Annotated in this window: 27 protein-coding genes and 1 pseudogene; 22 read left to right on the top strand and 6 right to left on the bottom strand. The window is 61.9% G+C overall.

Going from position 1 to position 23,920, the window contains the following annotated elements; all coding sequences use genetic code 11:
• Window positions 1-84: 84 nt before the first annotated feature.
• The 4 genes from yidC to rpmH all read right to left on the bottom strand — a co-directional run bounded on the left by yidC (window position 85) and on the right by rpmH (window position 2,773).
• Complete coding sequence (gene yidC, locus FAZ69_RS23685; RefSeq protein ID WP_136897533.1) at window positions 85-1,755, bottom strand: membrane protein insertase YidC; 1,671 nt, start codon at window positions 1,753-1,755, stop codon at window positions 85-87.
• 30 nt (window positions 1,756-1,785) lie between these two features.
• The gene (gene yidD, locus FAZ69_RS23680) at window positions 1,786-2,016 is read right to left on the bottom strand and encodes a membrane protein insertion efficiency factor YidD (RefSeq protein WP_136897532.1); all 231 of its coding nucleotides are present in this window, start codon (window positions 2,014-2,016) and stop codon (window positions 1,786-1,788) included.
• Window positions 2,017-2,131: 115 nt separating this feature from the next.
• Window positions 2,132-2,623, bottom strand: coding sequence for a ribonuclease P protein component (locus tag FAZ69_RS23675; protein ID WP_136897531.1), 492 nt, complete (start codon window positions 2,621-2,623; stop codon window positions 2,132-2,134).
• Window positions 2,624-2,638: 15 nt separating this feature from the next.
• Window positions 2,639-2,773 carry a 50S ribosomal protein L34 gene (gene rpmH, locus FAZ69_RS23670; RefSeq protein WP_004198824.1) on the bottom strand — a complete coding sequence of 45 codons (135 nt, stop codon included), beginning with the start codon at window positions 2,771-2,773 and terminating at the stop codon, window positions 2,639-2,641.
• A gap of 397 nt (window positions 2,774-3,170) precedes the next feature.
• Here rpmH and dnaA point away from each other — a divergent pair, with 397 nt between their 5' ends.
• The 14 genes and pseudogenes from dnaA to FAZ69_RS23600 all read left to right on the top strand — a co-directional run bounded on the left by dnaA (window position 3,171) and on the right by FAZ69_RS23600 (window position 16,050).
• Window positions 3,171-4,733, top strand: coding sequence for a chromosomal replication initiator protein DnaA (gene dnaA, locus FAZ69_RS23665; protein WP_136897530.1), 1,563 nt, complete (start codon window positions 3,171-3,173; stop codon window positions 4,731-4,733).
• A gap of 297 nt (window positions 4,734-5,030) precedes the next feature.
• A complete protein-coding gene (dnaN, locus tag FAZ69_RS23660; protein WP_136897529.1) occupies window positions 5,031-6,134 on the top strand; it encodes a DNA polymerase III subunit beta in 1,104 nt (367 codons plus the stop codon).
• Window positions 6,135-6,282: 148 nt separating this feature from the next.
• Entirely contained in the window at window positions 6,283-8,754 is a 2,472-nt protein-coding gene (gene gyrB, locus FAZ69_RS23655; protein WP_136897528.1) for a DNA topoisomerase (ATP-hydrolyzing) subunit B, read from the top strand.
• A 397-nt stretch (window positions 8,755-9,151) separates the two neighbouring features.
• Window positions 9,152-9,445, top strand: coding sequence for a hypothetical protein (locus FAZ69_RS23650; RefSeq protein ID WP_136897527.1), 294 nt, complete (start codon window positions 9,152-9,154; stop codon window positions 9,443-9,445).
• 53 nt (window positions 9,446-9,498) lie between these two features.
• Window positions 9,499-9,732, top strand: a complete 234-nt coding sequence (locus FAZ69_RS23645) for a hypothetical protein (RefSeq protein WP_136897526.1) — start codon at window positions 9,499-9,501, stop codon at window positions 9,730-9,732.
• Window positions 9,733-10,256: 524 nt separating this feature from the next.
• Entirely contained in the window at window positions 10,257-10,460 is a 204-nt protein-coding gene (locus tag FAZ69_RS23640; RefSeq protein ID WP_240702436.1) for a type II toxin-antitoxin system HicA family toxin, read from the top strand.
• On the top strand, window positions 10,457-10,816 hold the full coding sequence (locus FAZ69_RS23635; protein ID WP_136897524.1) for a type II toxin-antitoxin system HicB family antitoxin: 360 nt from the start codon (window positions 10,457-10,459) through the stop codon (window positions 10,814-10,816). Before FAZ69_RS23640 ends, FAZ69_RS23635 begins: the two co-directional genes overlap by 4 nt.
• Window positions 10,817-10,943: 127 nt before the next feature.
• Window positions 10,944-11,229: pseudogene (locus FAZ69_RS33390) on the top strand (transcriptional regulator); the annotation flags it as partial.
• Window positions 11,230-11,609: 380 nt separating this feature from the next.
• Window positions 11,610-13,214: an anti-phage dCTP deaminase gene (locus tag FAZ69_RS23625; protein ID WP_136897522.1), complete on the top strand. Its 1,605-nt coding sequence runs from the start codon at window positions 11,610-11,612 to the stop codon at window positions 13,212-13,214.
• Between the two features lie 86 nt (window positions 13,215-13,300).
• Entirely contained in the window at window positions 13,301-13,549 is a 249-nt protein-coding gene (locus tag FAZ69_RS23620; protein ID WP_136897521.1) for a hypothetical protein, read from the top strand.
• A gap of 447 nt (window positions 13,550-13,996) precedes the next feature.
• Window positions 13,997-14,632 carry a PAAR domain-containing protein gene (locus tag FAZ69_RS34475; RefSeq protein WP_136897520.1) on the top strand — a complete coding sequence of 212 codons (636 nt, stop codon included), beginning with the start codon at window positions 13,997-13,999 and terminating at the stop codon, window positions 14,630-14,632.
• Window positions 14,632-14,892 (top strand): hypothetical protein, encoded by a 261-nt coding sequence (locus FAZ69_RS23610; RefSeq protein WP_136897519.1) that lies wholly within the window; start codon window positions 14,632-14,634, stop codon window positions 14,890-14,892. Before FAZ69_RS34475 ends, FAZ69_RS23610 begins: the two co-directional genes overlap by 1 nt.
• A gap of 489 nt (window positions 14,893-15,381) precedes the next feature.
• On the top strand, window positions 15,382-15,678 hold the full coding sequence (locus FAZ69_RS23605; protein WP_136897518.1) for a type II toxin-antitoxin system RelE/ParE family toxin: 297 nt from the start codon (window positions 15,382-15,384) through the stop codon (window positions 15,676-15,678).
• 3 nt (window positions 15,679-15,681) lie between these two features.
• Entirely contained in the window at window positions 15,682-16,050 is a 369-nt protein-coding gene (locus FAZ69_RS23600) for an addiction module antidote protein (RefSeq protein WP_136897517.1), read from the top strand.
• A gap of 82 nt (window positions 16,051-16,132) precedes the next feature.
• Here the strand turns inward: FAZ69_RS23600 and FAZ69_RS23595 are convergent, their stop codons facing one another.
• Complete coding sequence (locus FAZ69_RS23595) at window positions 16,133-17,188, bottom strand: phage portal protein (RefSeq protein ID WP_136897516.1); 1,056 nt, start codon at window positions 17,186-17,188, stop codon at window positions 16,133-16,135.
• Entirely contained in the window at window positions 17,185-18,954 is a 1,770-nt protein-coding gene (locus FAZ69_RS23590; RefSeq protein ID WP_136897515.1) for a terminase ATPase subunit family protein, read from the bottom strand. The genes FAZ69_RS23595 and FAZ69_RS23590 overlap by 4 nt, the downstream gene beginning before the upstream one ends.
• Window positions 18,955-19,098: 144 nt before the next feature.
• Between FAZ69_RS23590 and FAZ69_RS23585 the strand changes: the two genes are divergently transcribed.
• From FAZ69_RS23585 to FAZ69_RS23550, 8 genes are all read left to right on the top strand, one after another.
• Window positions 19,099-19,911 carry a GPO family capsid scaffolding protein gene (locus FAZ69_RS23585; RefSeq protein WP_136897514.1) on the top strand — a complete coding sequence of 271 codons (813 nt, stop codon included), beginning with the start codon at window positions 19,099-19,101 and terminating at the stop codon, window positions 19,909-19,911.
• Window positions 19,912-19,936: 25 nt separating this feature from the next.
• Entirely contained in the window at window positions 19,937-20,950 is a 1,014-nt protein-coding gene (locus FAZ69_RS23580) for a phage major capsid protein, P2 family (RefSeq protein WP_136897513.1), read from the top strand.
• The gene (locus tag FAZ69_RS23575; protein ID WP_136897512.1) at window positions 20,947-21,636 is read left to right on the top strand and encodes a phage terminase small subunit; all 690 of its coding nucleotides are present in this window, start codon (window positions 20,947-20,949) and stop codon (window positions 21,634-21,636) included. The genes FAZ69_RS23580 and FAZ69_RS23575 overlap by 4 nt, the downstream gene beginning before the upstream one ends.
• Before the next feature lie 102 nt (window positions 21,637-21,738).
• Entirely contained in the window at window positions 21,739-22,221 is a 483-nt protein-coding gene (locus tag FAZ69_RS23570; RefSeq protein ID WP_136897511.1) for a head completion/stabilization protein, read from the top strand.
• A 2-nt stretch (window positions 22,222-22,223) separates the two neighbouring features.
• The gene (locus FAZ69_RS23565; RefSeq protein WP_136897680.1) at window positions 22,224-22,430 is read left to right on the top strand and encodes a tail protein X; all 207 of its coding nucleotides are present in this window, start codon (window positions 22,224-22,226) and stop codon (window positions 22,428-22,430) included.
• 16 nt (window positions 22,431-22,446) lie between these two features.
• Complete coding sequence (locus tag FAZ69_RS23560) at window positions 22,447-22,791, top strand: putative holin (RefSeq protein ID WP_136897510.1); 345 nt, start codon at window positions 22,447-22,449, stop codon at window positions 22,789-22,791.
• 1 nt (window position 22,792) lies between these two features.
• Entirely contained in the window at window positions 22,793-23,059 is a 267-nt protein-coding gene (locus FAZ69_RS23555; protein ID WP_136897509.1) for a phage holin family protein, read from the top strand.
• A gap of 3 nt (window positions 23,060-23,062) precedes the next feature.
• Complete coding sequence (locus FAZ69_RS23550; protein ID WP_136897508.1) at window positions 23,063-23,893, top strand: N-acetylmuramidase domain-containing protein; 831 nt, start codon at window positions 23,063-23,065, stop codon at window positions 23,891-23,893.
• Window positions 23,894-23,920 lie beyond the last annotated feature (27 nt).

The raw sequence follows: 23,920 nt of genomic DNA, 5'->3' as shown, positions 1-23,920 counted from the left end.
AAGCCGCCCGGCGCAAACCGGGCGGCTTTTTCGTGACTGCGCCAGACCGTCACAGCAAGCGGATGGCAATCCATCCGCGTCGCATCAGGCCGGCTTCTTCTTCGCCGTGCCCATCATCCGCGTGATGTAGTACTGCTGCGCGATCGACAGCACGTTGTTCACGACGTAATACAGCACGAGACCGGCCGGGAAGAAGAAGAACATGACCGAGAACGCGATCGGCATGAACATCATCATCTTGGCTTGCACGGGGTCCGGCGGCGTCGGGTTCAGCCTGGTCTGCACGAACATCGACACGGCCATCAGCACCGGCAGGATGAAGAACGGGTCTTGCTGCGAGAGGTCGTGAATCCACAGAATCCACGGCGCGCCGCGCATTTCCACCGACGACAGCAGCACCCAGTACAGCGAGATGAACACCGGAATCTGCACGACCACCGGCAGGCAGCCGCCGAACGGATTGACCTTCTCGGTCTTGTAGAGCTCCATCAGCGCCGCGTTCATCTTTTGCGGGTCGCTCTTGAAGCGCTCGCGCAGCGCCTGCATGCGCGGCGTGATTTCCTTCATGCGCGCCATCGACTTGTAGCTCGCCGCCGACAGCGGGAAGAACACAGCCTTGATCAAGAGCGTCAGCAGCACGATCGACCAGCCCCAGTTGCCGACGTACGTATGGATCTTCTCGAGCAGCCAGAAGAGTGGCTTGGCGATGATCGTGACCCAGCCGTAGTCCTTCACGAGCTCGAGGCCCGGCGCGACGCCTTCGAGCATGCGCTCTTCTTCAGGACCAGCGAAGAGGCGCGCGTTGACGTCTTCCGATTGTCCCGGCGCGATCGTCTTGAGCGGCTGCTGCACGCCGACGCGGTACAGGTTCGGATCGATCCTCTGCACGTAGATGCTGCGCTGAACGCCTTCCTGCGGAATCCACGCCGACGCGAAGTAGTGCTGCACCATCGCGATCCAGCCGTTGTTGGCGGAGCTCGCGTAGTCCTGCTTGTTCTTGTCGATGTCGCTGAAGGTGATCTTCTGGAAGTGGTGCTCGCTCGTGTAGACCGCCGGCCCGATGAACGTGTGCGAGAAGCGCGGCGTCTCGACCGGCTGGCTGTCGCGCACGAGCTCCATGTAGGCGGTCGGCGTGACGGGCGCCGTGCCGACGTTCTCGATCTTCGTGTCCACGCCGATCACGTAGCTGCCGCGCGTGAACGTGTAGGTCTTCACGACCTTAACGCCGCCCTTGGCCGGCGACTCAAAGCTCAGCGCGAGCGTCTTCTGGTCGTCGGTCAGCGAGCGCGGGCCGGCGGCCGGCGTGAAGATGTCGTCGTGATTCGGGAAATCGCCGCCGACCAGGCCGGTGCGAGCCAGATACGTGTGGTCTGCCGTGCGGTCGAAGAGCGTGACGTTCAGATCGGGCTGGTTCGTGGCGCCGTGCTTGGTCAGCGTGAGCTTCGAGAGCGTGCCGCCGCGCGTGTCGATGTTGCCTTCATAGACGTCGGTGCTGAAGTGCACCAGCTGGGCTTGGGCCGCCTGCGGCGCTTGCGGCGCCGTTGCGCCTGGTGCGGCAGCTGCCGCGCCCGGGGTGCTCGCCGTCGGCAGGTCGGACGCCTGTGTGCCGGATGCGGTCGTGCCCGGCGCGGTCTGCGTATGCGTCGCGCTCGGGAAGAACATCGACGGGCGTCCATGGTCGCGTTGCCAGTTGTCGAACAACATGACCGCTGACATGAAGAAGATCACCCATAGGACGGTGCGTTTGATATCCATGCGTTGTCTCAGTGTCGATGGAACGGCGCCTCAGCGCTTTTCAGAGGTAGGGGGCGGCACGAGATCGATCCCGCCCGCGGAAAACGGGTGGCAGCGGCAAAGGCGCCGGGCGGCGAGGTAAGTCCCGCGCGCGGCGCCATGATACTGGATTGCTTCGCGCGCGTAATCAGAACAAGACGGGTAAAAGCGGCACCGGTTGCCGAGCATGGGGCTCACGGCAATCTTGTAGAAGCGCAGTAACGCTAGCAGTACCGTTTGCATGGCATTGGCGGCGTAGCGCGCCGCCCCTCGGCAACAAGCAATCGAGCCGGCTTCGACATGCCGGCGTATTCCGGCGCCGGGCGCATCCGGGCCATCGGCGAATGCGGCGGCGCTGTCAATCCGTGGCGGGAGAACCCGTGCTCGCGCCGACAGGCGGCAAAGCCTGGCGCCTGGCGATCTCGCGCGCCGCCTTGCTGAGCAGCTCGTCGATCTCGCTGCGGCACAACATCTTCAGCGGCGCCGACGCGGCGCTCGGCAGCGCCTTCTTGTCGAAGCGCGTATGCAGGCGCAGCAGGATGTCCCAGCCGCCGAAATCGGCGCGGCGCACGCGAAACGCTTCGCGCGCGATGCGCCGCACCAGGTTGCGCGTTGCCGCGCGCGGCGCGAACTTCTTGCCGATCACGAGCCCAAGGCGCGCATCGTTGCCCGTCGGCCGGGCGTAGACCACGAAGTGCGCCGACCGGCGCCAGGGGCGCAAACGAAAAACGGATGAAAATTCATCCGTTTTCAGTAGCCTCGCGGCTTTGGGGAAGGCGGCTTGCGCTCGCAACGGAACCGAGCCCTGCGGCGCATTGCCGGCCCCCGCGTTGCCGCAGGCGGCGGACACGGCGCGCAGCCTGCCTTAGATGGCGAGGCGCTTGCGGCCCTTCGCGCGGCGAGCGTTGATCACTTTGCGGCCGCCGGCGGTCTTCATGCGAACGCGGAAGCCATGGGTGCGCTTGCGGCGCGTCACGGAAGGTTGGTAAGTACGTTTCATGTTGCTCTCACTTGATTGAGATGGTCCGCACGCGCACTGCCAAGTGCAATGGCCCGGGGTTCAAAATTCGTTTTCGCTTTCGCGGAACCCGTTATTTAAACTGGTTTTCTCTTGGCCGTCAATACTTTAGGGCAGCGATCCACAGGGGCGGACGGCTTGCGAAAGGCTGTAACAGGGCTGATCCGGCCCTGTGGATAACTTACTTGCCGGTCGCGTTTGGCGTTAGAATCTCGCCTTATCCAAAGAATCCAGCACGCCGCTTCGGCCCGCTTGTTCGCCGCAAACCCTTGCCGCACAGGCCGCCGGAGCGTGCTCGCATTGCCGTTCAGGGTCCTGTTGCGCGTGCGCGACAGTAACGGCTGCGGGCAGTCGTGCCCTAAAAAACGATTGCATCTTGATGAACGAATTCTGGCAACACTGTTCCGCACTGCTGGAGCGTGAGCTGACGCCCCAGCAGTATGTGACGTGGATCAAACCGTTGGCCCCGGTCGCCTTCGACGCCGACGCGAACACGCTTTCCATCGCTGCGCCGAACCGTTTCAAGCTCGACTGGGTCAAGAGCCAGTTTTCCGGCCGCATCTCCGATCTCGCCCGCGATTTCTGGCAGGCGCCCGTCGAAGTCCAGTTCGTGCTCGATCCGAAGGCCGGCATGCGTGCGCCGATGGGCGGGCAGGCGGCATCCGCCGGGGCGCTGCGCTCGCCTGCGTCCACGATGGTGAGCCGCACGGGCGCGGCGGCGGTGGAGGCCGCAGTCGGCGCGGTGCAGGCCGCCCAGGCGCAAAAGGCCGGCGGTCCGTCAGGCGGCGCGAGCGCCGCCGACGATGCCGCCGACCTCGACCTCCCGAGCCTCGACGCGAACGAAGCCGCCGCCGCGCGCCGTACCTGGCGCCCCGGCGCGGGCGCAGCGCCCGGCAGCCCCGAATCCGACTCGATGTACGAGCGCTCGAAGCTGAACCCGGTGCTGACGTTCGACAACTTCGTCACCGGCAAGGCGAACCAGCTCGCGCGCGCGGCGGCGATCCAGGTCGCGGACAACCCGGGCGTCTCGTACAACCCGCTCTTCCTGTACGGCGGCGTGGGCCTCGGCAAGACCCACTTGATCCATGCGATCGGCAACCAGTTGCTGATGGACAAGGCCGGCGCGCGGATTCGCTACATCCACGCGGAGCAGTACGTGTCCGACGTCGTGAAGGCGTACCAGCGCAAGGCGTTCGACGATTTCAAGCGCTACTACCACTCGCTCGACCTGCTGCTCATCGACGACATCCAGTTCTTCTCCGGCAAGTCGCGCACGCAAGAGGAATTCTTCTACGCGTTCGAGGCCCTTGTCGCGAACAAGGCGCAGGTGATCATCACGAGCGATACCTACCCGAAGGAAATCTCGGGCATCGACGATCGCCTGATCTCGCGCTTCGACTCCGGCTTGACGGTCGCGATCGAGCCGCCCGAGCTCGAGATGCGCGTGGCGATCCTGATGCGCAAGGCGGCGTCGGAGGGCGTGAGCCTGTCGGAGGATGTCGCGTTCTTCGTCGCCAAGCACCTGCGCTCGAACGTGCGCGAGCTCGAAGGCGCGCTGCGCAAGATTCTCGCGTACTCGAAGTTCCACGGCCGCGAGATCTCGATCGAGCTGACGAAGGAAGCGCTGAAAGACCTGCTGACGGTGCAGAACCGCCAGATCTCGGTCGAGAACATTCAGAAGACGGTCGCCGACTTTTACAACATCAAGGTCGCCGACATGTATTCGAAGAAGCGTCCGGCGAACATCGCGCGGCCGAGGCAGATCGCGATGTATCTCGCCAAGGAGCTGACGCAGAAGAGCTTGCCGGAGATCGGCGAGCTGTTCGGCGGGCGCGATCACACCACGGTGCTGCACGCGGTGCGCAAGATCGCCGACGAACGCAGCAAGGACGCGCAGTTGAATCACGAATTGCACGTGCTGGAGCAAACATTGAAGGGCTAATCGCTCGATGCCCGCAAAGAGGCATTTGGACGCCTGTTTATTTCGCAAAACGACCCGATCTTAAGGGGGCGGTTCCGTTTTCAGGCACAATATAGGTTTAACCGCCCGGCGGCTGCGGGCGGGTTTCGGGATTCTCCAGACAAAATCAGGACGGGCCCGGAGTGAAAGCGGCGAGATGCCGGCGGTGCTTGGGCGGGGCGCCGGCGCCGCACGCAAATAGGCCAAGAAGGACCCAGCGGGAAGTAACCAAAGCTGCCGAGCGAGGCGCGCAGGCCGTCACATCAACGAAGGAACCCTATGCAACTGGTCAAGACCGAACGAGATAACCTCCTTAGGCCGCTGCAAACCGTGAGCGGCATAGTCGAACGCCGCCACACGTTGCCGATCCTCGCCAATCTGCTGATCACCAAGAACGGCCCGGACGTGTCGTTCCTGTCCACCGACCTCGAACTCCAGATCACCACGCGCGCCGATTTCGGCGTCGGCGGTGAATCGGTCGCCACGACGGTGGCGGCGCGCAAGCTGCTCGACATCCTGCGCGCGATGCCCGACGGCCAGGTGAGCCTGACCCTCTCCGACAAGCGCTTGACCGTGCAATCCGGCAAGAGCCGTTTCGCCCTCCAGACACTTGCCGCAGATGAGTTCCCGACCGTCGCGCAGGCCAAGGATTTCGGCGCGAATCTGTCGGTGCCGCAGAAGACCTTCCGCCAGTTGCTCGGCATGGTTCACTTCGCGATGGCGCAGCAGGACATCCGCTATTACCTGAACGGCATGCTGCTCGTCGTGGACGGCAGCACTCTGATGGCGGTCGCGACCGACGGCCACCGCCTCGCGTACTCGTCGATGAAGATCGAGGGCGAGTTCGCGCGCCAGGAAGTGATCATCCCGCGCAAGACGATTCTCGAGCTGCAGCGCCTGCTCGAAGACATCGACGACACCCTCAAGATCGACATCGCGCCGACGCAAGTGAAGTTCACGTTCGGCCAGGTCGAGCTGGTGTCGAAGCTCGTCGAAGGCAAGTTCCCCGACTTCCAGCGGGTGATTCCGAAGTCACACAAGAACCAGTTCCTGATCGGCCGCGACGAGCTGCAGCGCTCGCTCCAGCGCGCGGCGATCCTGACTTCCGACAAGTTCAAGGGCGTGCGCTGCATCATCGAGCCGGGCCAGCTCAAGATCATGTCGACCAACGCCGACCAGGAAGAGGCGCAGGAAGAACTGGAAATCGCCTATCAGGGCGACACCATCGACATGGGGTTCAACGTCACGTATCTGCTCGACGTGCTCGCGAACCTGAAGGTCGACATGCTGCAAGTGAGCGTCGGCGACGCGAGCTCCAGCGCCCTCATCACCATTCCCGAGAACGAAGAGTTCAAGTATGTGGTGATGCCAATGCGCATCTGACGCGGCCAACAATAAGAACACACCAAGGGGCGCAGCGCCCCTTTGGCGTTTTTATGGCGAATCGAGTAGGCCGCGAGCGAGTCTCCCAAGGGCCTTCGCGAAGTCCCGAGCAGTAACGCAGCAGTGAATGCAGAACCGGAAAAATCCCATGAGTGAACAGCAAAATACGCAACCCGACAACAGCTACGGCGCCTCGTCCATTCAGATCCTCGAAGGTCTGGAGGCCGTGCGCAAGCGGCCGGGGATGTACATCGGCGACACGTCTGACGGCACCGGCCTGCATCACCTCGTATTCGAAGTGCTCGACAACTCCATCGACGAAGCGCTCGCCGGGCACTGCAACGACATCCACGTGATCATCCACGCGGACAACTCCATCTCCGTCGCCGACAACGGCCGCGGCATCCCGACCGACGTCAAGACCGACGACAAGCACGACCCCAAGCGCAGCGCCGCCGAGATCGTGATGACCGAGCTGCACGCGGGCGGCAAGTTCGACCAGAACAGCTACAAGGTGTCGGGCGGGCTGCACGGCGTGGGCGTGTCGTGCGTGAACGCGCTGTCGAGCTGGCTGCGCCTCACGGTGCGCCGCAACGGCAAGAAGCACTTCATGGAGTTCCACCGCGGCGTCGCGCAGAACCGCGTGATCGAGGAAGTGAACGGCGAGACCGTCTCGCCGATGCTGGTGGTTGGCGACACGGAAAACCGTGGCACCGAAGTGCATTTCATGGCGGACCAGACCATCTTCGGAACCGTCGAATACCACTACGACATTCTCGCCAAGCGGATTCGGGAGCTGTCGTTCCTCAATAACGGCGTGCGCATCCGCCTGACCGACCAGCGCTCGGGCAAGGAAGACGATTTCGCGTTCGTCGGCGGCGTGAAGGGGTTCGTCGAGTACATCAACAAGACGAAGACCGTGCTGCATCCGACGATTTTTCACATCGTCGGCGAGAAGGAGGGCGTGGGCGTCGAAGTGGCGATGCAGTGGAACGACAGCTACAACGAGAACGTGCTGTGCTTCACGAACAACATCCCGCAGCGCGACGGCGGCACGCACCTGACCGGCCTGCGCGCCGCGATGACGCGCGTCATCAACAAGTACATTGCCGATCACGAGATCGCCAAGAAGGCGAAGGTCGAGACCTCCGGCGACGACATGCGCGAAGGGCTCTCGTGCGTGCTGTCCGTGAAGGTGCCCGAGCCGAAGTTCAGCTCGCAGACGAAGGACAAGCTGGTGTCGTCGGAAGTGCGCGCGCCGGTGGAGGAAGTGGTCGCGAAGGCGCTCGAGGAGTTCCTGCTCGAAACTCCCAACGACGCGAAGATCATCTGCGGCAAGATCGTCGACGCGGCGCGCGCGCGCGACGCCGCGCGCAAGGCGCGCGAGATGACGCGGCGCAAGGGCGTGCTCGATGGCGTCGGCTTGCCCGGCAAGCTGGCGGATTGCCAGGAGAAGGATCCGGCGAAGTCGGAGATCTACATCGTCGAGGGTGATTCGGCAGGCGGCTCGGCCAAGCAAGGACGCGACCGCAAGTTCCAGGCGATTTTGCCGCTGCGCGGCAAGGTGCTGAACGTCGAGAAGGCGCGCTATGACAAGCTGCTGTCGTCCGAGCAGATCGTGACGCTGATCACTGCGCTTGGCTGCGGCATCGGCAAGGAAGACTACAACCTCGACAAGCTGCGCTATCACCGCATCATCATCATGACCGACGCGGACGTCGACGGCGCGCACATCCGCACGCTGCTGCTCACGTTCTTCTACCGGCAGATGCCGGAGATGATCGAGCGCGGCTACATCTATATCGCGCAGCCTCCGCTCTTCAAGGTCAAGGCGGGCAAGGACGAACGGTATCTGAAGGACTCCGCGGAGCTGAACGCGCATATGCTGCGGCTCGCGCTGCAGGGCTCGGAGCTGGTGGCGAGCGAAGGCGCGGCGCCGATCGCGGGGGATGCGCTTGGCGAGCTCGCCAAGTCGTATTTGCTCGCACGGGCCGTGGTCGAGCGCTTGAGCCGGCTGTATGACGAGAACGCACTGGAAGCTGTGATGGATGGGGTGTCGATCGATTTGTCGAGCGAGGCTTCCACGGAGGCTTCGGCTCGGGCGCTTGAGGCTGCGTTGCGCAATGATCCGCTGAAGCCAGAGATCAGCGTGCATCCGATGTACGACCAGGTGCGTGAGCTCCGGTCGCTGCGGATCGAGCGGTGGCATCACGGGAATGTGAAGGTTTCTGTTCTCGATGAAGAGTTTTTGTTGACCGCGGATTATCAGCAGCTTTTGAATACGGCCAATACGTTCAAGGGGTTGATTGGTAATGGCGCGCTCATCAAGCGCGGCGAGCGGAGCATGGCCGTCAGCGACTTCAAGAGCGCAATGAAGTGGTTGATTGCCGATGCGGAACGGAATGTCTCGAAGCAGCGGTATAAGGGGCTCGGGGAGATGAATCCCGAGCAGCTTTGGGAGACGACGATGGATCCGAGTGTGCGGCGTCTCCTTCGCGTGCAGATCGAGGATGCGATCGCGGCGGATGGGATCTTTACCACGCTCATGGGCGATGAGGTGGAGCCGCGTAGGGCGTTTATCGAGTCGAATGCGTTGAGGGCGGGGAATATTGATGTTTGAGGTTGTTAGCGTCTGCTAATTCATGACGTAAAAGGGCATGCAACCTGAGTCCGCTGGGCCTGTAAGTCGAGATACTTACAGGCCTTTTCTTTACCAGCCCGCACTTGCTGCCCAGGTCCCGTCAAAGCTCGGCACCATCTTTGCAGCGCGGCCCATTCGAGCCGGGCCTGCACCACGCCCCGGGAGCGATGCGCTGTTGAATGTGGGTATCTCAAGGGCGCATTTCGCGTCGACCTCGCGCGACGGAAACACCTTGACGGGCGATAGTGCGTACAGGACGCCAGGGTAACTGCCTGTTACCACTCTCGCATAACCGTTGCACCTGTTCCAGGTTTGCATGCGTAAAGTCATGGCCATATTCACGACGAAATGCACGTAACGTGCAAGGAGTAGCGGAATGAACAAGACGATTCTCTACGCGGTACTTGGGGCAGCGGCACTGGCCGCATCGACCGCGGCATCGGCCCATGTTGACGTAGCCATTGGCGTTGGCTTGCCTGGCGCCGTTTATGCTCCGCCACAACCGGTCTACGTCGCTCCTCCCCCTGTCGCGTATGCGCCTGCTCCCGTCGCGGTTAGCTATGGCGGCTACGACGGTTGGCGTGCGCGGGAACGGCCGGAGCACGAGTGGCGCCGTCGAGAATGGCGGGAGCATGAATGGCACGACCGCGGTCGCTGGGACCGCGACTGATTGAAGGGCAGGCACCCTTACGCTCAGGGAGTGCAACAAAAGGACATCACAAAATGAGAAAAAACAGAGTCAGGCTTATCGCGTTGACCGCCGCGCTGGTCTCCGCAAGCATAGGAACCGCCAATGCGGCCGGCTGCCTCAAGGGCGCAGTCGTTGGTGGTGTGGCCGGTCACTACGCCGGCCACCATGCGGTTGCCGGAGCCGTTGGTGGTTGCATCGTGGGGCATCACTTGGCAAAGAAGCATGCCGAGGAGAAGGCGGCGCAGCGTCAGGCCGCGCACACTTAGGAAGGGTTGAAGGGGCGGCCGGCGCTACCTGTCGGCCGCCCCCATTGCACTACGATATGCACACCTTGGTGTTTAGAGATTGAACCGCTTCTTTATTTTGCGTTACCTATCGACGACACTAAAACGTATTAAAACGCATCTCTGCGTATCAAAACGCACGATCTCCGCACCCGCCCAAACGCCCGAAATCCCGCGCCACAAGGGCCTGAGCGCCGAGTGGCCTGACGCACGAAAACCACCCACCCAAGCAAAGCCCGCAGGCGGGGAGGGAACCGCGCGCCTGCCGCTGCGGCGTGGGTGTGGGTCGCCCCCCTGATCTCAGACGCACCGCCCCGGTAGCACAGCAGCCTCACCACGCCGCTCGCCACGCTCATCCGCCCCTTCATCCTGCCACGAGCGCCAGCGGCTCACAGGCGCGGAAATTCCGCCGGCCTACATGCACCCGTGATAGCACTTTTTGCTATCATGCGCGCATGAAATCGAAACACGCCCGCACCCGCGCTGCGATCTTCACGAAACCGACCTTGGGCGGCATCGTGTTTTCAGAAATCGAATCGCTCGTCGTCGACTTGGGCGGCGCACTCCACGAAGGCGCAGGGTCGCGCATCGCCTTCGAATTGAACGGCAAGCGCCGCTATCACCACCGCCCACATCCGGGCAAAGAGGCGAAGCGGTACCAGGTAGAGGATTTGCGCGACTGGTTTATCGAAATGGGGATCAAGCCATGACCAACGCTATGACCTACAAGGGATATTTCGCCCGCATCGATTTCGACGGGCGAGACAACATTTTTGTCGGCCACGTGCTCGGCGTGGACGACAAGATCAGCTTTCACGGTGAAACCGTGGCTGAACTGACCGATGATTTCCATGCGGCCGTGGATCACTATCTGAGCGACTGCGAACAGGCTGGACGCAAGCCGCAAAAGCCGGCGTCAGGGAAACTGATGTTGCGCATCGATCCGGACGTGCATGCGCGCGTCGGCATCGCCGCCGCTGTGTCCGGCGAAAGCGTCAATCAGTGGTCGGAAGAAGTGTTAGGGCGTGCGGCTCGCGAAGTGTTGGAACGAGCCGCGCACGCGTAAGGGCCATCCTGCGCGGCCCTGCCGCACGAATCCGAATCGCCGCGTGCACTACGTCACAACCGGCGCCGGCGAAATCTCGTAGTTGTCGAACTGCACCACCTCCTCCCCAAGCCAGTCGTTCAGCTCGGCGAACCAGATCGCCGAGCTGGCCGAATTCGCCGGTCTGCCGGTATTCGAGACGCTTGCAGCAATCGAAACGGCGCTCGAAGCCGAGCGTTCGTCCGAATGGGTACGTGCTTTGGGAAACTTGCGAGCAGCTGGAATCGCCGCAGGGGTAGTGATGGGAACAACGGGAGTGGTTGCGAGCGTCGCACCGCAAAAGGTGCAATCCGCTGAACATGAAGTGCCCGGCTGGGATCGAACCAGCAACCCCTGCCTTCGGAGTTTTGCGGACGTATCGCGTCCCTTTATAAATTAATGCCTTGCGCAACTCGCAAATTGCAAAACCGAGGCTAATCAAGGTCGATCAGGGGCGGGCCAGACTGGCAAAGGTGTACTTGAGCTACACCACAGTGACTTCAATGCACTGCGCTCAAGGCAACTACAGCGTTGCTCGGCAGATGCGTACAAATCCCCTGAAGCATCAATGACGCTTGGCACTATATAATCAGATCAAATGGCGCGATGGGGTGTCGATTTGGATCCATCTCCATATCGGACGACACCTGTGTGCGCCGAGTTCGCCGAAATCGCTCGGGATACCGGCCAGTTCTTTGGATCACGACCATGATCCGATAGAAACAGAAAGCTCGCAGCGTGACAGAGACCATCACGATCAAAGAGAGAGGGCAAAATGTCCACCTCAGCGGCAGCAACTCAAGAAAACACTACGCAGGATGAACCCGTTAAGACTACCTTGGAAAGGAGAGCGTCCAGGGAGATCGTCGTTGCTTTCATGGGCGCGGTGGGTTGTGGCCTTCCCCGGGTGATTACAGAATGTCAGCATCAACTCGAACAATTGGGTTACCGAGTCGAGCGAATCAAGTTAAGCAAATTCATCAAAGATCACCGAGAGTATTGGAAGGGAGAGTTGGCGCAAGAAGATGTTGGCAATGCTTACCTTGAAAATCAAACCGGCGGGAATTTTTTTCGCAAGACGCGTAGCTACGACATCCTGGCTCAATACGCCATTAATCATATTGCTCGCTTTAAATTTGCGACAAACCCCACCGCCGGAGATACCTCGGTAGAGTTACCGCAGGTCGCATATCTCATAGATCAAATAAAACATCCCGAAGAGGAAAACCTTCTTCGCCTAACATATAGAAATCTTTTCTATTTAATCGGAGTTCTCAGCACGCAAGATCACAGACTCGCCCGCCTAAAGGATCAGGGATTACCCGAGAATATCGCAAACCGCATAATGGAGCGCGATCGAAAAGAAGAGCAGAAATACGGTCAGCATCTTGAAAAAGCATTTAAGCTCGCTGATTATTTTATACAACACCCGCTTGGCCTGGAGGAAGCAATTCCACGGCAGATAGAGCGCCTGCTTAAGCTGGTGCACGGAAGCAACTCCATTACACCCACACGCCATGAACATGCAATGTACGTGGCACATGCCAGCGGAATGAAGTCTGCATGCTTTTCGAGGCAGGTGGGTGCCGCAATATTGGATGCGAATGGAAAATTGATAGCGGTCGGTTGTAACGACGTTCCACAATATGGCGGCGGACTTTATTCTGCAGAGAGTCAAAATGATCAACGGTGTGCAAGCAGAAGTAGCAAGATTTGCGAAAACGATCGACAAAAGAAGATACGTAAAGAGAAAATCAGAGCCGGTCTCACCAGTGAAATTGCTTCGCTTTTTAAAGATGCGAGGACAAGGTTGACGGTTTTATCAAAAATTGATTCCGTCATAGATCTGGCATATCAACACTCAGGCATCCCGGATTTAATCGAGTTTTCACGGGCTGTTCATGCAGAAATGGACGCAATTGTATCCGTTGCGCGCGAGGGAAGTGCAGCCGTTATAGGCGGTACGCTATATACCACGACATTCCCCTGCCACAACTGCGCGCGTCATATCGTCGCCGCCGGTATCGATAAGGTGTATTACATTGAACCTTACGAAAAGAGCCTCGCTCTCGAGTCTCATAGTGACTCAATTATTGTCCTTGATCACGATATTGCGGATATTTCCAATGTCGACGGTAAGCCAACGCGTATTGACAAGGTCAAATTCATTCACTTCTCAGGTGCGGCTCCCAGGGTATACCCTAAATTCTTCCACCGAGATAAGAGAAAGGACGATGACGGGGCGTTTATTGAGTGGAGTGGAGACAACAAGCCGTCCAAGATAATGGTCGAATTCCTCGACTCTTATCGCGACTTCGAAGCGAAGGTCTCACGGCGCTTCGAGGAGGCGTTTCCGTTGGAGCGAAGCAACAAGGGTTGACACTGCCTTGCTGCGCTGCATCGCGTGTCCTATATTGGCGCCAGGTAGGCTGTGGTATCATCCCGCGCTGCAAAACGAGGAGAGCCATGAGAAAAAATGACCACGAGGCTGGCCAAATGTCTCTGGATTTCACTCCGCCGGCTGACAAGCAAGAGAAAAACGACTATGAAATGGCCCGAAGGCCGGTGCTGACCATAGTCGTCTCGAACACAGCCTGCGATGTACCGCCGTGCTCTATGCCCTTGCGGAAGCTGCAGGAGAAAGCGGAGCGGGACATCTACTCCCAAGAAGTGACAAATGCCCTTCATGCGTTTGCCGATAGGCTCCGCTGGTAATTCATAGTTTCGATCAAGTCATCCAGCATAGCCGGGTGCTCGACGAGTTCGCCGTCGGCATAAACCTTCCAATGCCTTTCTTTTTGGTGCCCGCAGCATTTGCTCGATAGGTCGCGTAAAAATACCTCTCTAGCGAGCGCCATACGCATCACTGTGCCTGGCTGCTGCCGGGGATGATTTTAGCGGCGCGCTGATTCGTGTCGGCTATGCATCAAGGCGCACGATTTTCCTTAGGGTCCCAGCGTCGGGGCGCAAGCGTCACGGTGGCCGCGACGCGGGCTCGTCGGTGTATTGAAGCTGAGCTCTAGGCTCGGAAGAAACTGCGCAGCGAGCACGGCAGTTGCTCCCCCTGCGGATGGACTTTGGAGCGCTTGCGCCTGACAAATCTACCGGTACGGCCGGTGCGAGTGCCATGCGAAAATTAAGTCCTATTAGCTCGATGAACGTTTGGCTACCAGATATTTCATCCGAAAGGGCGACAAAACAACCGTAGGCGGAACAGTTTTATCAGGTGCCGCGACAATGGGCGGCTTCGGGGCTGACATTGCGCACGAAGGCGACCCTGTCAGTTGCCCCGCCTGCCACAGCACTGGCGTCATCATGGCCGTTGGCAGCCGCCTCCCTCTCACGGGCACCAATTCACGCCGTATCGCGCTGAGTGGCGATGTCTGTTCATGCCGCTGCTATCCGCCCCCTGAGCTCATTGAAAGCCAGACTTTCATGCAGACGACCGTCGATGACAGTCCTGCTAGCAGGTTCTCACTGGCTGGCGGCACTACCTCGGCGCCGGCCGGAAGCGCAACGGCGTCAGCGGCATACTCCGCCACCAGCAGTTCCGCGTCCACCTCCCTTGCCAACGCGGCTCCATTCTCGCTCGACCGCGCCGCGGCAGAGTCGGCCCCAAACGCGAACACCCTTGCAGCCAGTGGTATCAGCGAAGAAGATGAAGCCGAGTGCTTTAATCAATACGAGGCGGACATGGCCCAGTGCAAGGCGCTGCGAAGCGCGATGGGTGGCAGCCGATGGATGGACATGTGCTCCCAAAAGGCATTTACCCGTTACCAACAGTGCAGAGGCTATTGATGTCGATCGACAACCCGCAAAACTGCGTCATCGTGCGCTGGAACGCTGAGACGCAAGCCGTCACGTTCTGCACCGTCGACGCCAGAAAAGTTCAGGACGTAGCCGCAAAGGCCTTCAACATCGATCTACCGCTCGACGAGTTCGGTGGGGTTGTCACCGACGAACTCGCGCGAAAGCTCGGCGCCGGCATGGTGAATCTTCTCTCGCTCACCAATCCCGACCTCAAGACGCTCAACAAGACCACTCAGGCCGAGGAATAACTCGGCCTCGTGTTACTTTTGCCCGCCGTGCATGCATTCGCATTGTCGTGCATCAAAACGCACGATATCCGCACGGCTCCAAACGCCCGAGATCCCGCGCCGCAAGGGCCGGAACGCCTGGTGACCTGATGCACGAAAACCACCCACCTAAGCAAAGCACGCAGGCGGGGAGGGGACTCCGCGGCGGCCGGAGCCGCGCCCCTGCACACGCCGGCCGCCATCCTCCGGATACCCCGATTCCGCTGCACGGCAGCCACGTCACGCCACGCGCGACGCCAAAACCACACCCCGCACACGCCAACCCGCTGTAGCGGCTTTATTCGCGCTGTCGCCAAACGCAAAAAGAGCCGCGCCGGTTTCCCGACCGCGGCCTTATCGCGTGAATCTGTCTCGGCCCATGCACGGTGCGGCCAACGCGCACAGTTCAGAATCCTCATCCGAGCCACAATTCACCACCCTGGATTGTCCCCTATAGATTACAATGTCGACATGAATACGATTCTGCGCACTCCCCAATTTGATGAATGGCTCGACAAGCTGCGTGACCCGGTTGCGAGCGCCGCGATCAACATCCGAATCGAGCGCGCACGGCTCGGCAATCTCGGAAATTGGAAGGCAGTCGGGGACGGCGTTTGTGAGATGACGGTCGACGTGGGGCAGGGATACCGCGCCTACTTCGTGCAGCGCGGCAAGATCATCATCGTCCTGCTGTGCGGCGGCAACAAATCAACGCAGCAGAAGGACATCAAGTTGGCGAAGCAGCTCGCCGGCGAACTCGAGGACTGATTTATGAAGCTCAGCGAACTGAAGGAATACGACGGGTCGAAGTATCTGAAAGACGAAGAAACGATCCGCCACTATCTAGCGGAAGCGTTCGAAGATGGCGACCCGCGCTTGATCCAGGCCGCGCTCGGGACCGTTGCGAAGGCGCGCGGTATGTCGGCGCTCGCGCGCGATTCAGGCGTCAAACGTGAAGCGCTCTACCGCGCGCTGTCGGACGGCGGAAACGCCGAATTCGCCACGATCATGAAGGTTATGCGCGCGTTAGGCTTGCACCTGACGATCGCCGAACCAGAGCCTGCCCCCAAGGACAAGGCCGCGCGCAAGGCTGCTCCTAAATCCGCTCGTACGCCCGCGCGCGAGCCGGCGCACACGTAAAGACTGCGGCTTACTGACTGCACCGGAGCACGCGTCGCCCCGCGCGCGACGCTGCCCGCACGACGCCGAATCGGGCGGTGCGTTACGCCTGCGCCGCCCCACTCGGAATTTCGTATTTGTCGAACGTCACGACTTCCTCGCTGAGCCAGTCGTTCAACTCGGCGAAGCGCGCTTGCAACGGCTGGATTTCATTGCGGCCGAACACGCGCGCCGCTGTATCCGGCGTGCCGAACCCGCCCGAATTGCTCGGCACGATGCCGAGCAGTTGCGGCGGCACGCGATGCGCGGCGAGCAGGTCGTCGCGCGTGACGTTCTTGATGTTGAAGAACTCATCCTTCGCGGCGACCTCGGAAACCGGAATGAGCTGGATGCCGTCCTTCTTGCCGCCTGGTGCGTACATGAAGACGTTGCGGAAGTTGCCCGGCCCCTTCGCACTCTTCAGCGCCTCGCGCATGTTGTCGACGTCGTCCTGCTTCTGTGCGGCGTCGGTCATGTACAGAATGAAGCCGGCGTGGCTGCCGTTCTCATAGTATTTCCGCCGAAACAGTGTCGACGATTCGTTCAGCCAGGCCGAATGCAGCGAACTGAGGTACTCGGGCAGGCCATACACCTCCTGGTTGATATCCGGCCGCATGAGCTGGAACACGCTGCCGGGCTCGAACTCGTGCCGGTCCTGCCAGCCGTTCACGTACACGAAGCCGCTGAAATCGGCCTTGCGCCGCGTGTACTTCGCCAGGGCGGGCTCGAGGCGCAGCGTGCCGCCGAGCTGATTCCGCCGGCGCTCGAGGTAGCCATTGCCGAAGGTCAGGAAGTCCAACGCCCACCGCTCGAAGGCTTGGCGTGACAGCCACTTGTGCGGCCGAAACGTCGACGCCAGCACGTTCGCCTTGAAGTACAGCGCCGAGCTGTGGTGCGTGCTCGCGCGAAATGATTTCGCCAGGCCGGCAAAGCTCACCGGCGGCTCGAACCATTCGCCGTTCGACCAGCACTCGACGTAGTCGAGAATTTCGGCCCGGTTCATCACCGGCGTGGGGGCGTCGAAGGTGAACACCTCGGCGCGCGACGGCGCGGCGCCGCCGGCGCTCGAGCTAGGCGCAGCCGCGAACGTGCGCGGCGCGCCCGATCGGCGCTTGCTCATGAATAGAACTCCGTGAAAGAGGAAGAATTGATGTCGCCGCCGGCGAGCGGCTCGCGGTCGATGGCGTGCAGGCAGGCCCACGCGAGGTCAGCATGGCCCGTCTCGTTGTTCCGGCCGGCCGTGTAGGTCGCTTGCCGGCCGCTCGCCGTCATGGTCTGTTTGATCGCCATGAACGCCGCGGCCAGGTCGGTCCAGCTCGCGTCGAATTGCAGGCGAGCGTTGCGGATAACGGATTGCCCCTTCAGCACGAGGCGGGTTTTCACCTCGGGCGAGTAGTTCAAGGCGACCGCGGCAGGGTAGAACTTGCGCACGAGCTGGTAGACGCCCTGCCCCATGCCGGTCGTGTCGATTGCGATGTAGCCGACGCTATAGCGCTGCGTGATCTGCTCAATTGCGGCGGCCTGCTCCTCGAAGTCGTTGCCGCGGAACTGGTGACGCTCGAGCACGCGAAACGCCCCGCCCTCCACGCGCGGCGGCGCCACGACGACCAGGCCCGCCGAATCGCCGGTCAGCGCCGGGTCGTAGCCGACCCACACCTCGCGATAGCCGAACGGTCGCAGCAGCAGCGGTGAGAAATCGTCAGCCCATTCCTCCCACGAATCGACCATGCAGCGCTGCAACTCGGACAGCTTGAACACCGACAGCGAATCGTCAATGAACTGGCACATCAGTAGGTTCGCGAATTCCTCGGCGCTGTACTCGCGGCGCAGCTCGTCGATGTCGAACAGGTCACAGCCGCCCGCCATCGCGTCGAGGATCGTCACGATCTGGCGCCACTGCGCATCCTCGCCAAGCATGCCGCGCCCGAGCGCTTCGTGGCTTGTGTCGATCTCGATTCGATCGCCGGCCGCGCGGCCGCGGTTCGCGTGCGCGCCGCTCCAGAACACGTACGCCTCGTGGGTGATGCTCGACGGCGTGCTGAAGTAGGTCTTGCGCCAGCGCTTGTGCATCGCCATGCCCGACGCGACCTTGTTCAGCTCGCGGAACCGTGGCACCCAAAAATACTCGTCGAAGTAGAAGTTGCCGTGGTACGACTGCGCGGTGCGCGCGTTCGTCCCTAGGAAGTACAGAATCGCGCCGTTCGGCAGAATGATCGGATCGCCCGTCAGTTCAACGTCCGCCGCCTCGCGCGCGAACTGCGCGATGTACTGCTTGAAGACGTGCGCCTGTGCCTTGCTGGCCGACAGGAAGATCTGATTGCGTCCGGTTTCGAGCGCGTCGACGAACGCCTCGCGCGCGAAATACCAGGTCGCACCAATCTGCCGTGACTTGAGGATGTTGCGCGTGCGCTGATCGCCGTTGCGATACCAGACCTTCTGATAGTCGAAGAGCGATTCGCGAAACGCCTTCACGATCCGCTCGTGCTGCTCCTCGCTGATTTCATTGCGTGGCGGCCGGCGCTTCGACCCCACGCTGCGCGCGGCGATGTTCGGGTTCAGGTCGCCTTCCCTCCCGGTTTCCCCGTACTTGCGCACGCGCGCAAGCCGCTCGACCTGCCGGCCAAGCAGGTCGATTTCCTTGTAGTCCGCGCCGTCCTTCTTGCCCTTCGCAATCAGGACCATCAAGCGCGTTTCGAGCGATGCCTCGATCCGCTCGATCGCGCTCGCGTCCTTCCACTTGTCGCGGCGGCACCATGACGCCACCGTCGCAGGCTTCAGCTCAAGATGCCGGGCGATTGACGAGATGCGCCAGCCTTGCCAGTAGAGCGAACGCGCAATCTTGCGCACGTCCGTTTCGCGTTGATCCGGTTCCGTAGTGTCGAGCATGCGGCAAGCGTAGGGCTCCGCGCACGCGCGAGCACGTGCCGCACTGCGTATCCGTGCGGGTCACATACGCCGATCGTTGAGCCGTGGCGCGCGAAGTTCGAACATGGGAACCACATTCACTGACCCACGGTTCGACCGCTCTCTATGGCAACCAACAAAACCAAGTTTTTCCGCGTCGCAGTCGAAGGCGCGACCGTCGACGGTCGCGAGATCAAGCGCGAATGGCTCACGCAGATGGCGAGGAACTACAACCCGGAGATGTACGGCGCGCGCTTGAACGTCGAGCACATCAAGGGGTATGCGCCGCTGTCGGCGAACTACCCGTTCGGCGCGTACGGCGACGTGGTCGCGCTGAAGGCAAGCGAAATCGCAGACGGCCCGTTGGAGGGCAAGATGGCGCTCTACGCGCAAATCAATCCGACCGACAACCTCATCGCGCTATCGAAGAACCGCCAGAAGATCTACACCTCGATCGAGGTCAACCCGTCGTTTGCCGACATCGGCGAAGCCTATCTGGTCGGCTTGGCCGCCACCGACGATCCCGCAAGCCTCGGCACCGAGGCCCTGCAATTCGCCACGAAACGCTCGAACAACGTGTTCAGCGCTGCGTGCGAAACGTCGATCGAGATCGATGGCGCGCCCGAATCGCCCAGCCTGCTCTCGATCGTGAAAGGCATGTTCGCGCGCTCGAGGGTGTCCGATGACCAGCGTCACGACGACGTGTACCGCGCCGTCGAAGCAATTGCCGACTACGCCAGTAAACAGGGGCGTGACGTGGCCGCGCTGCGGGTCGACCTCACCGTCGCGCAGCAAAGCGCCTCCGACGCGAATAAGCGCGCCGACGAGGCGGTGACCGCCGTCGAAGCGTTGACCGCGAAGCTTTCGAACACCGACAACGGCACACCGCGGCGTCAGCCGTCGACCGGCTCCACCGGCGAACCCACGACCGACTGCTGACGCCCTCACCCCGGAGAAACACCACATGAACAAAGAAACGCGCCAGGCGTACGACAAGTACGCCGCGCAAATCGCCAAGCTGAACAACACCGTCGACGTGTCCACGAAATTCGCGGTCGAGCCGTCGGTACAACAAACGCTTGAGACCAGAATCCAAGAATCGAGCGCGTTCCTCAACAGCATCAACATCCTGCCCGTGACCGAGCTGGAAGGCGAACGACTCGGCCTTTCCGTGTCCGGTCCGATCGCGAGCCGCACCGACACCACGAAAGCTCCGCGCCAGCCGGTCGACCCGACAGCGCTCGACAGCAACCGCTACCGGTGCGAGAAGACCGACTACGACACGGCCATCGCATACCGCAAGCTCGACGCCTGGGCGAAGTTCCCCGATTTCCAACAGCGTATCCGCGACGTGATCGTCACACAGGCCGCGCTCGACCGGATCATGATCGGCTGGAACGGCGTGAAGGCTGCGCCGACGACGGACAAGACGGCCAACCCGCTGTTGCAGGACGTCAATATCGGATGGCTGCAACAGTACCGCGCTCACGCCGAACAACGCGTGCTCCGCGAAGGAGAGAAGCAAGCCGGCAAGGTGCTCGTCGGCAAGGACGGCGACTACGCGAACCTCGACGCGCTCGTCATGGACATCGTGTCGTCGATGATCGATCCGTGGTTCCAGGAAGACACGGGCCTGGTCGTGATCTGCGGCCGCGAGCTGCTGCACGACAAGTATTTCCCGATCGTCAACACGACGCAGGCACCGACCGAGCAGCTCGCGACTGATCTGATCGTCAGCCAGAAGCGCATCGGAAACCTGCCGGCGGTGCGTGTGCCCTTCTTCCCCAAGCACGCACTGATGGTGACGAAGCTCAAAAACCTGTCGATCTACTACCAGGAAGGCGCGCGCCGGCGCACGCTCAAGGAAGTTCCGGAACGCGACCGCATCGAGAACTACGAATCGTCGAACGACGCGTATGTCGTCGAAAACTTCGGCTGCGGCTGCGTCGCGGAAAACATCGAACTGGTGGCGGCATGACGATCAACACGCCTGCCCGCGCACACTTTGCCCGCGCGACGGCCGCCCGAGCCGCAGCCGCGGCAGAGCCCGGCCAGACGATGGTCGGCGCGACGCCGTATGAGCTGATGCTCGCGAAGCTCGCGGCCGACCGCCGCGCGCTCAAGGGCGTGCAGTCGGTCGCCCGAAAGATCGACCTGAAACGGAAGCTGCTTCCAGAGTACGCCGACTACGTGGCCGGCGTGTTGATCGGTGGTCGCGGCGCGCAGGACGACGTGCTCGTGACGGTGATGGTCTGGCGCATCGATGCCGGCGACTTCAGCGGCGCGCTTGCTATCGCCGCATATGCGTTCGAGCACGGCCTGACGTTGCCCGACCAGTTCGAGCGCTCGCTCGCGTCGCTCGTCGCCGAACAGTTTGCGGACGCGGCACTGTCCGCCTTCATGGATGGCGGCACGTTCGACGCGGCGAATCTCGAGCGCGTCGACGAGCTGACGCGCGACGCCGACATGCACGACCAGGTGCGCGCAAAGCTGTACAAGGCGCTCGGCTATGCGGTCCAGGATGTCGACCCGCCGCGCGCGCTCGACTATCTGCACCGCGCGGTGTCGTTGAACGACCGCGCCGGTGTGAAAAAAGACATCGATCGACTCTCGAAGCTGATCGAAGCCGCGGGCCGTCCGGGCGATGGCGCCGCCGGCCCGTAAAGAGCCCACCCCGGCATGGCGGCACCGGCGCCCAGGCCCAACGCCTGACGGTCACGGGCCTTGTGCGCCGGTCCACCGCCATCTATTCACCCTATCGACACCATGAGCAGCTTCATTGCGACCGCTGAACCCGGTGTGCCGACCTCGCCGACCGATGCCGCGACCGTTACGAACAACGGCTGGTTTCCCGACATCGATCTGAACGAGTTGCGCGACGCGATGCGCCTCGACGGCACCGTAACGCACGACCGGCTGCGCCTTGCAGCAATCGATGCGATCGCGAGCATCAACGATGAGTTGCAGGCGTGGCAAACCGGCCAACGCGCGGCAGGCCATGCGGATCTCGCAAGCGTGCCGGCGCCGGAACTCGGCGGTGTCAGCACGCACGTGCTTCGCTATCGCCGTGCCGTCTACAACCTCGCCCGCGCTGACCTGACCGAGCAATACCGCACCTATGACGCCACGAAAACCGGCAGCCAGCATGCGGACGAGCTCGAGGCGACGATCTGCGAATCACGCCGGAACGTCCGATGGGCGTTGAACGACCTGCGCGGCATTGCCCGCTCGACCATCGAGCTGATCTGACCATGATCGTGCGCGCACTACAGGGCGATACCGTCGACGCGCTGTGCTGGCGTCACTACGGCCGCGCGAATGGAACCGTCGAGGCCGTGCTCGAGGCCAACGCCGGCCTCGCCGAGCTCGGCGTCGTGCTGCCGGTCGGCACACCCGTCTACCTACCGTCGCTCGGGACCGTGGCGAGCACGAAGCCGCTGTTGCAACTGTTTGACTGACCTGGGAGCCGCCTGAATGGCCGAACCGAACACCACCACCGCCGCGGTGCTGTCAGCTGCGGTCGGGCTCGCAGGCCTCGCGCCCGGCATCGACGGAAACGCGCTGATTGGCGCGTTCACCGGTGCGGCGCTCGTCGTTGTCACGTCGAAGGACATCGGCATCGGCCGGCGCGCGGCCTACCTGCTGATTTCGCTCGTGATGGGCTATCTCGCCGCGCCCGAGATCGTCAGCGTCACGCCAATCCATTCGACAGGCGTCGCAGCCTTCTTCGCTGCTGCGCTCGTAATCACGCTAACGCTGCAACTGATCGAGCGGGTCAAGACCTTCGATTTGCTCTCGATTTTCCGCAAGGGGGAATGACATGCACATCTCCTTTGCGCTGATCGCGTTCGCCGCACATCTCGCGGCGCTCGTGCGCGTGCTTACCTACCGGCGCAACGGCGCACCACATCGGCTTCCCGTGTCGTGGTTCGCGTGGGCGCTCGCTGCGGTGATGGGTGGCGCGTCGATCGAGCTGGTGCTGCACGTCGAACAGGTCGGCTTTTTTGAGGCGGCCACAGCGGTGTTGCTGGCCGTGTTTGTGTACGGTGTGCGCGGCAACGTTGCGCGCCTTTTGTGGAGTGAATGAACCATGAAAACACACCGCCACGGCGACTATGGCGATGATGTCGGCCTGCTGCAGCGCCGGCTCGCCCGGGCAGGGTTTGAGCTCGAAGCGACGCACCTATACGACGATGCGACCGAAGCCGTCGTCATCGCTTTCCAGCGCAAAACCGGCCTCGTCGACGACGGGATCGCCGGAACGAAGACCTACGCCGCGCTCGCCACGGGTAGGCGCGAACCGAAACACCTGAGCGCTGCCGACCTCGAGCGGGCGGCGCACAGGCTCGATGTGCCCGTTGCGTGCGTGCGCGCCGTGAACGAAGTGGAGTCCCGCGGCTCGGGCTTCCTGCCTGACGGGCGCCCCGTCATCCTGTTCGAGCGGCACGTTTTCTGGAAACGCCTCGAGGCACGCGGCATCGATCCTGCGCCTTTCGCGGCGAAGAATCCGAACATCGTGGCGCAGGTGCGCGGCGGCTACCAAGGCCACGCCGCGGAATACACGCGCCTGGCCGCCGCCGAACTGATCGACGCCGGCGCCGCCTGGGAGTCAGCGAGCTGGGGCGCGTTTCAGGTCATGGGCTACCACTGGGGGCGCCTTTCCTACTCAAGCATCGACGATTTCGTGGCGCGCATGGAGACCGGCGAAGCCGAGCAGCTCGACGCCTTCGTGCGGTACGTAGCGGCCGACACGGCGCTCGTCGCGGCGCTCAAGGCCCGGAAGTGGGCTACGTTCGCGAAGGGCTACAACGGCCCGAATTACGCCGCCAACCTGTACGACGTCAAGCTCGCGCGCGCCTACGATCGCTACGCCGCGCGCGATACGCAAACGGCGTCGGCCGACGCCGCGGCGGACGTATGAGCGGACTCGCCGTGAAGCCCGGGGCCA

Source organism: Trinickia terrae (assembly GCF_005144415.1).
Classification (GTDB): Bacteria; Pseudomonadota; Gammaproteobacteria; order Burkholderiales; family Burkholderiaceae; genus Trinickia_A; species Trinickia_A terrae.
The sequence above is the reverse complement of the archived record's forward strand: the minus strand, read 5'-3'. Positions and strand labels throughout refer to the sequence as shown.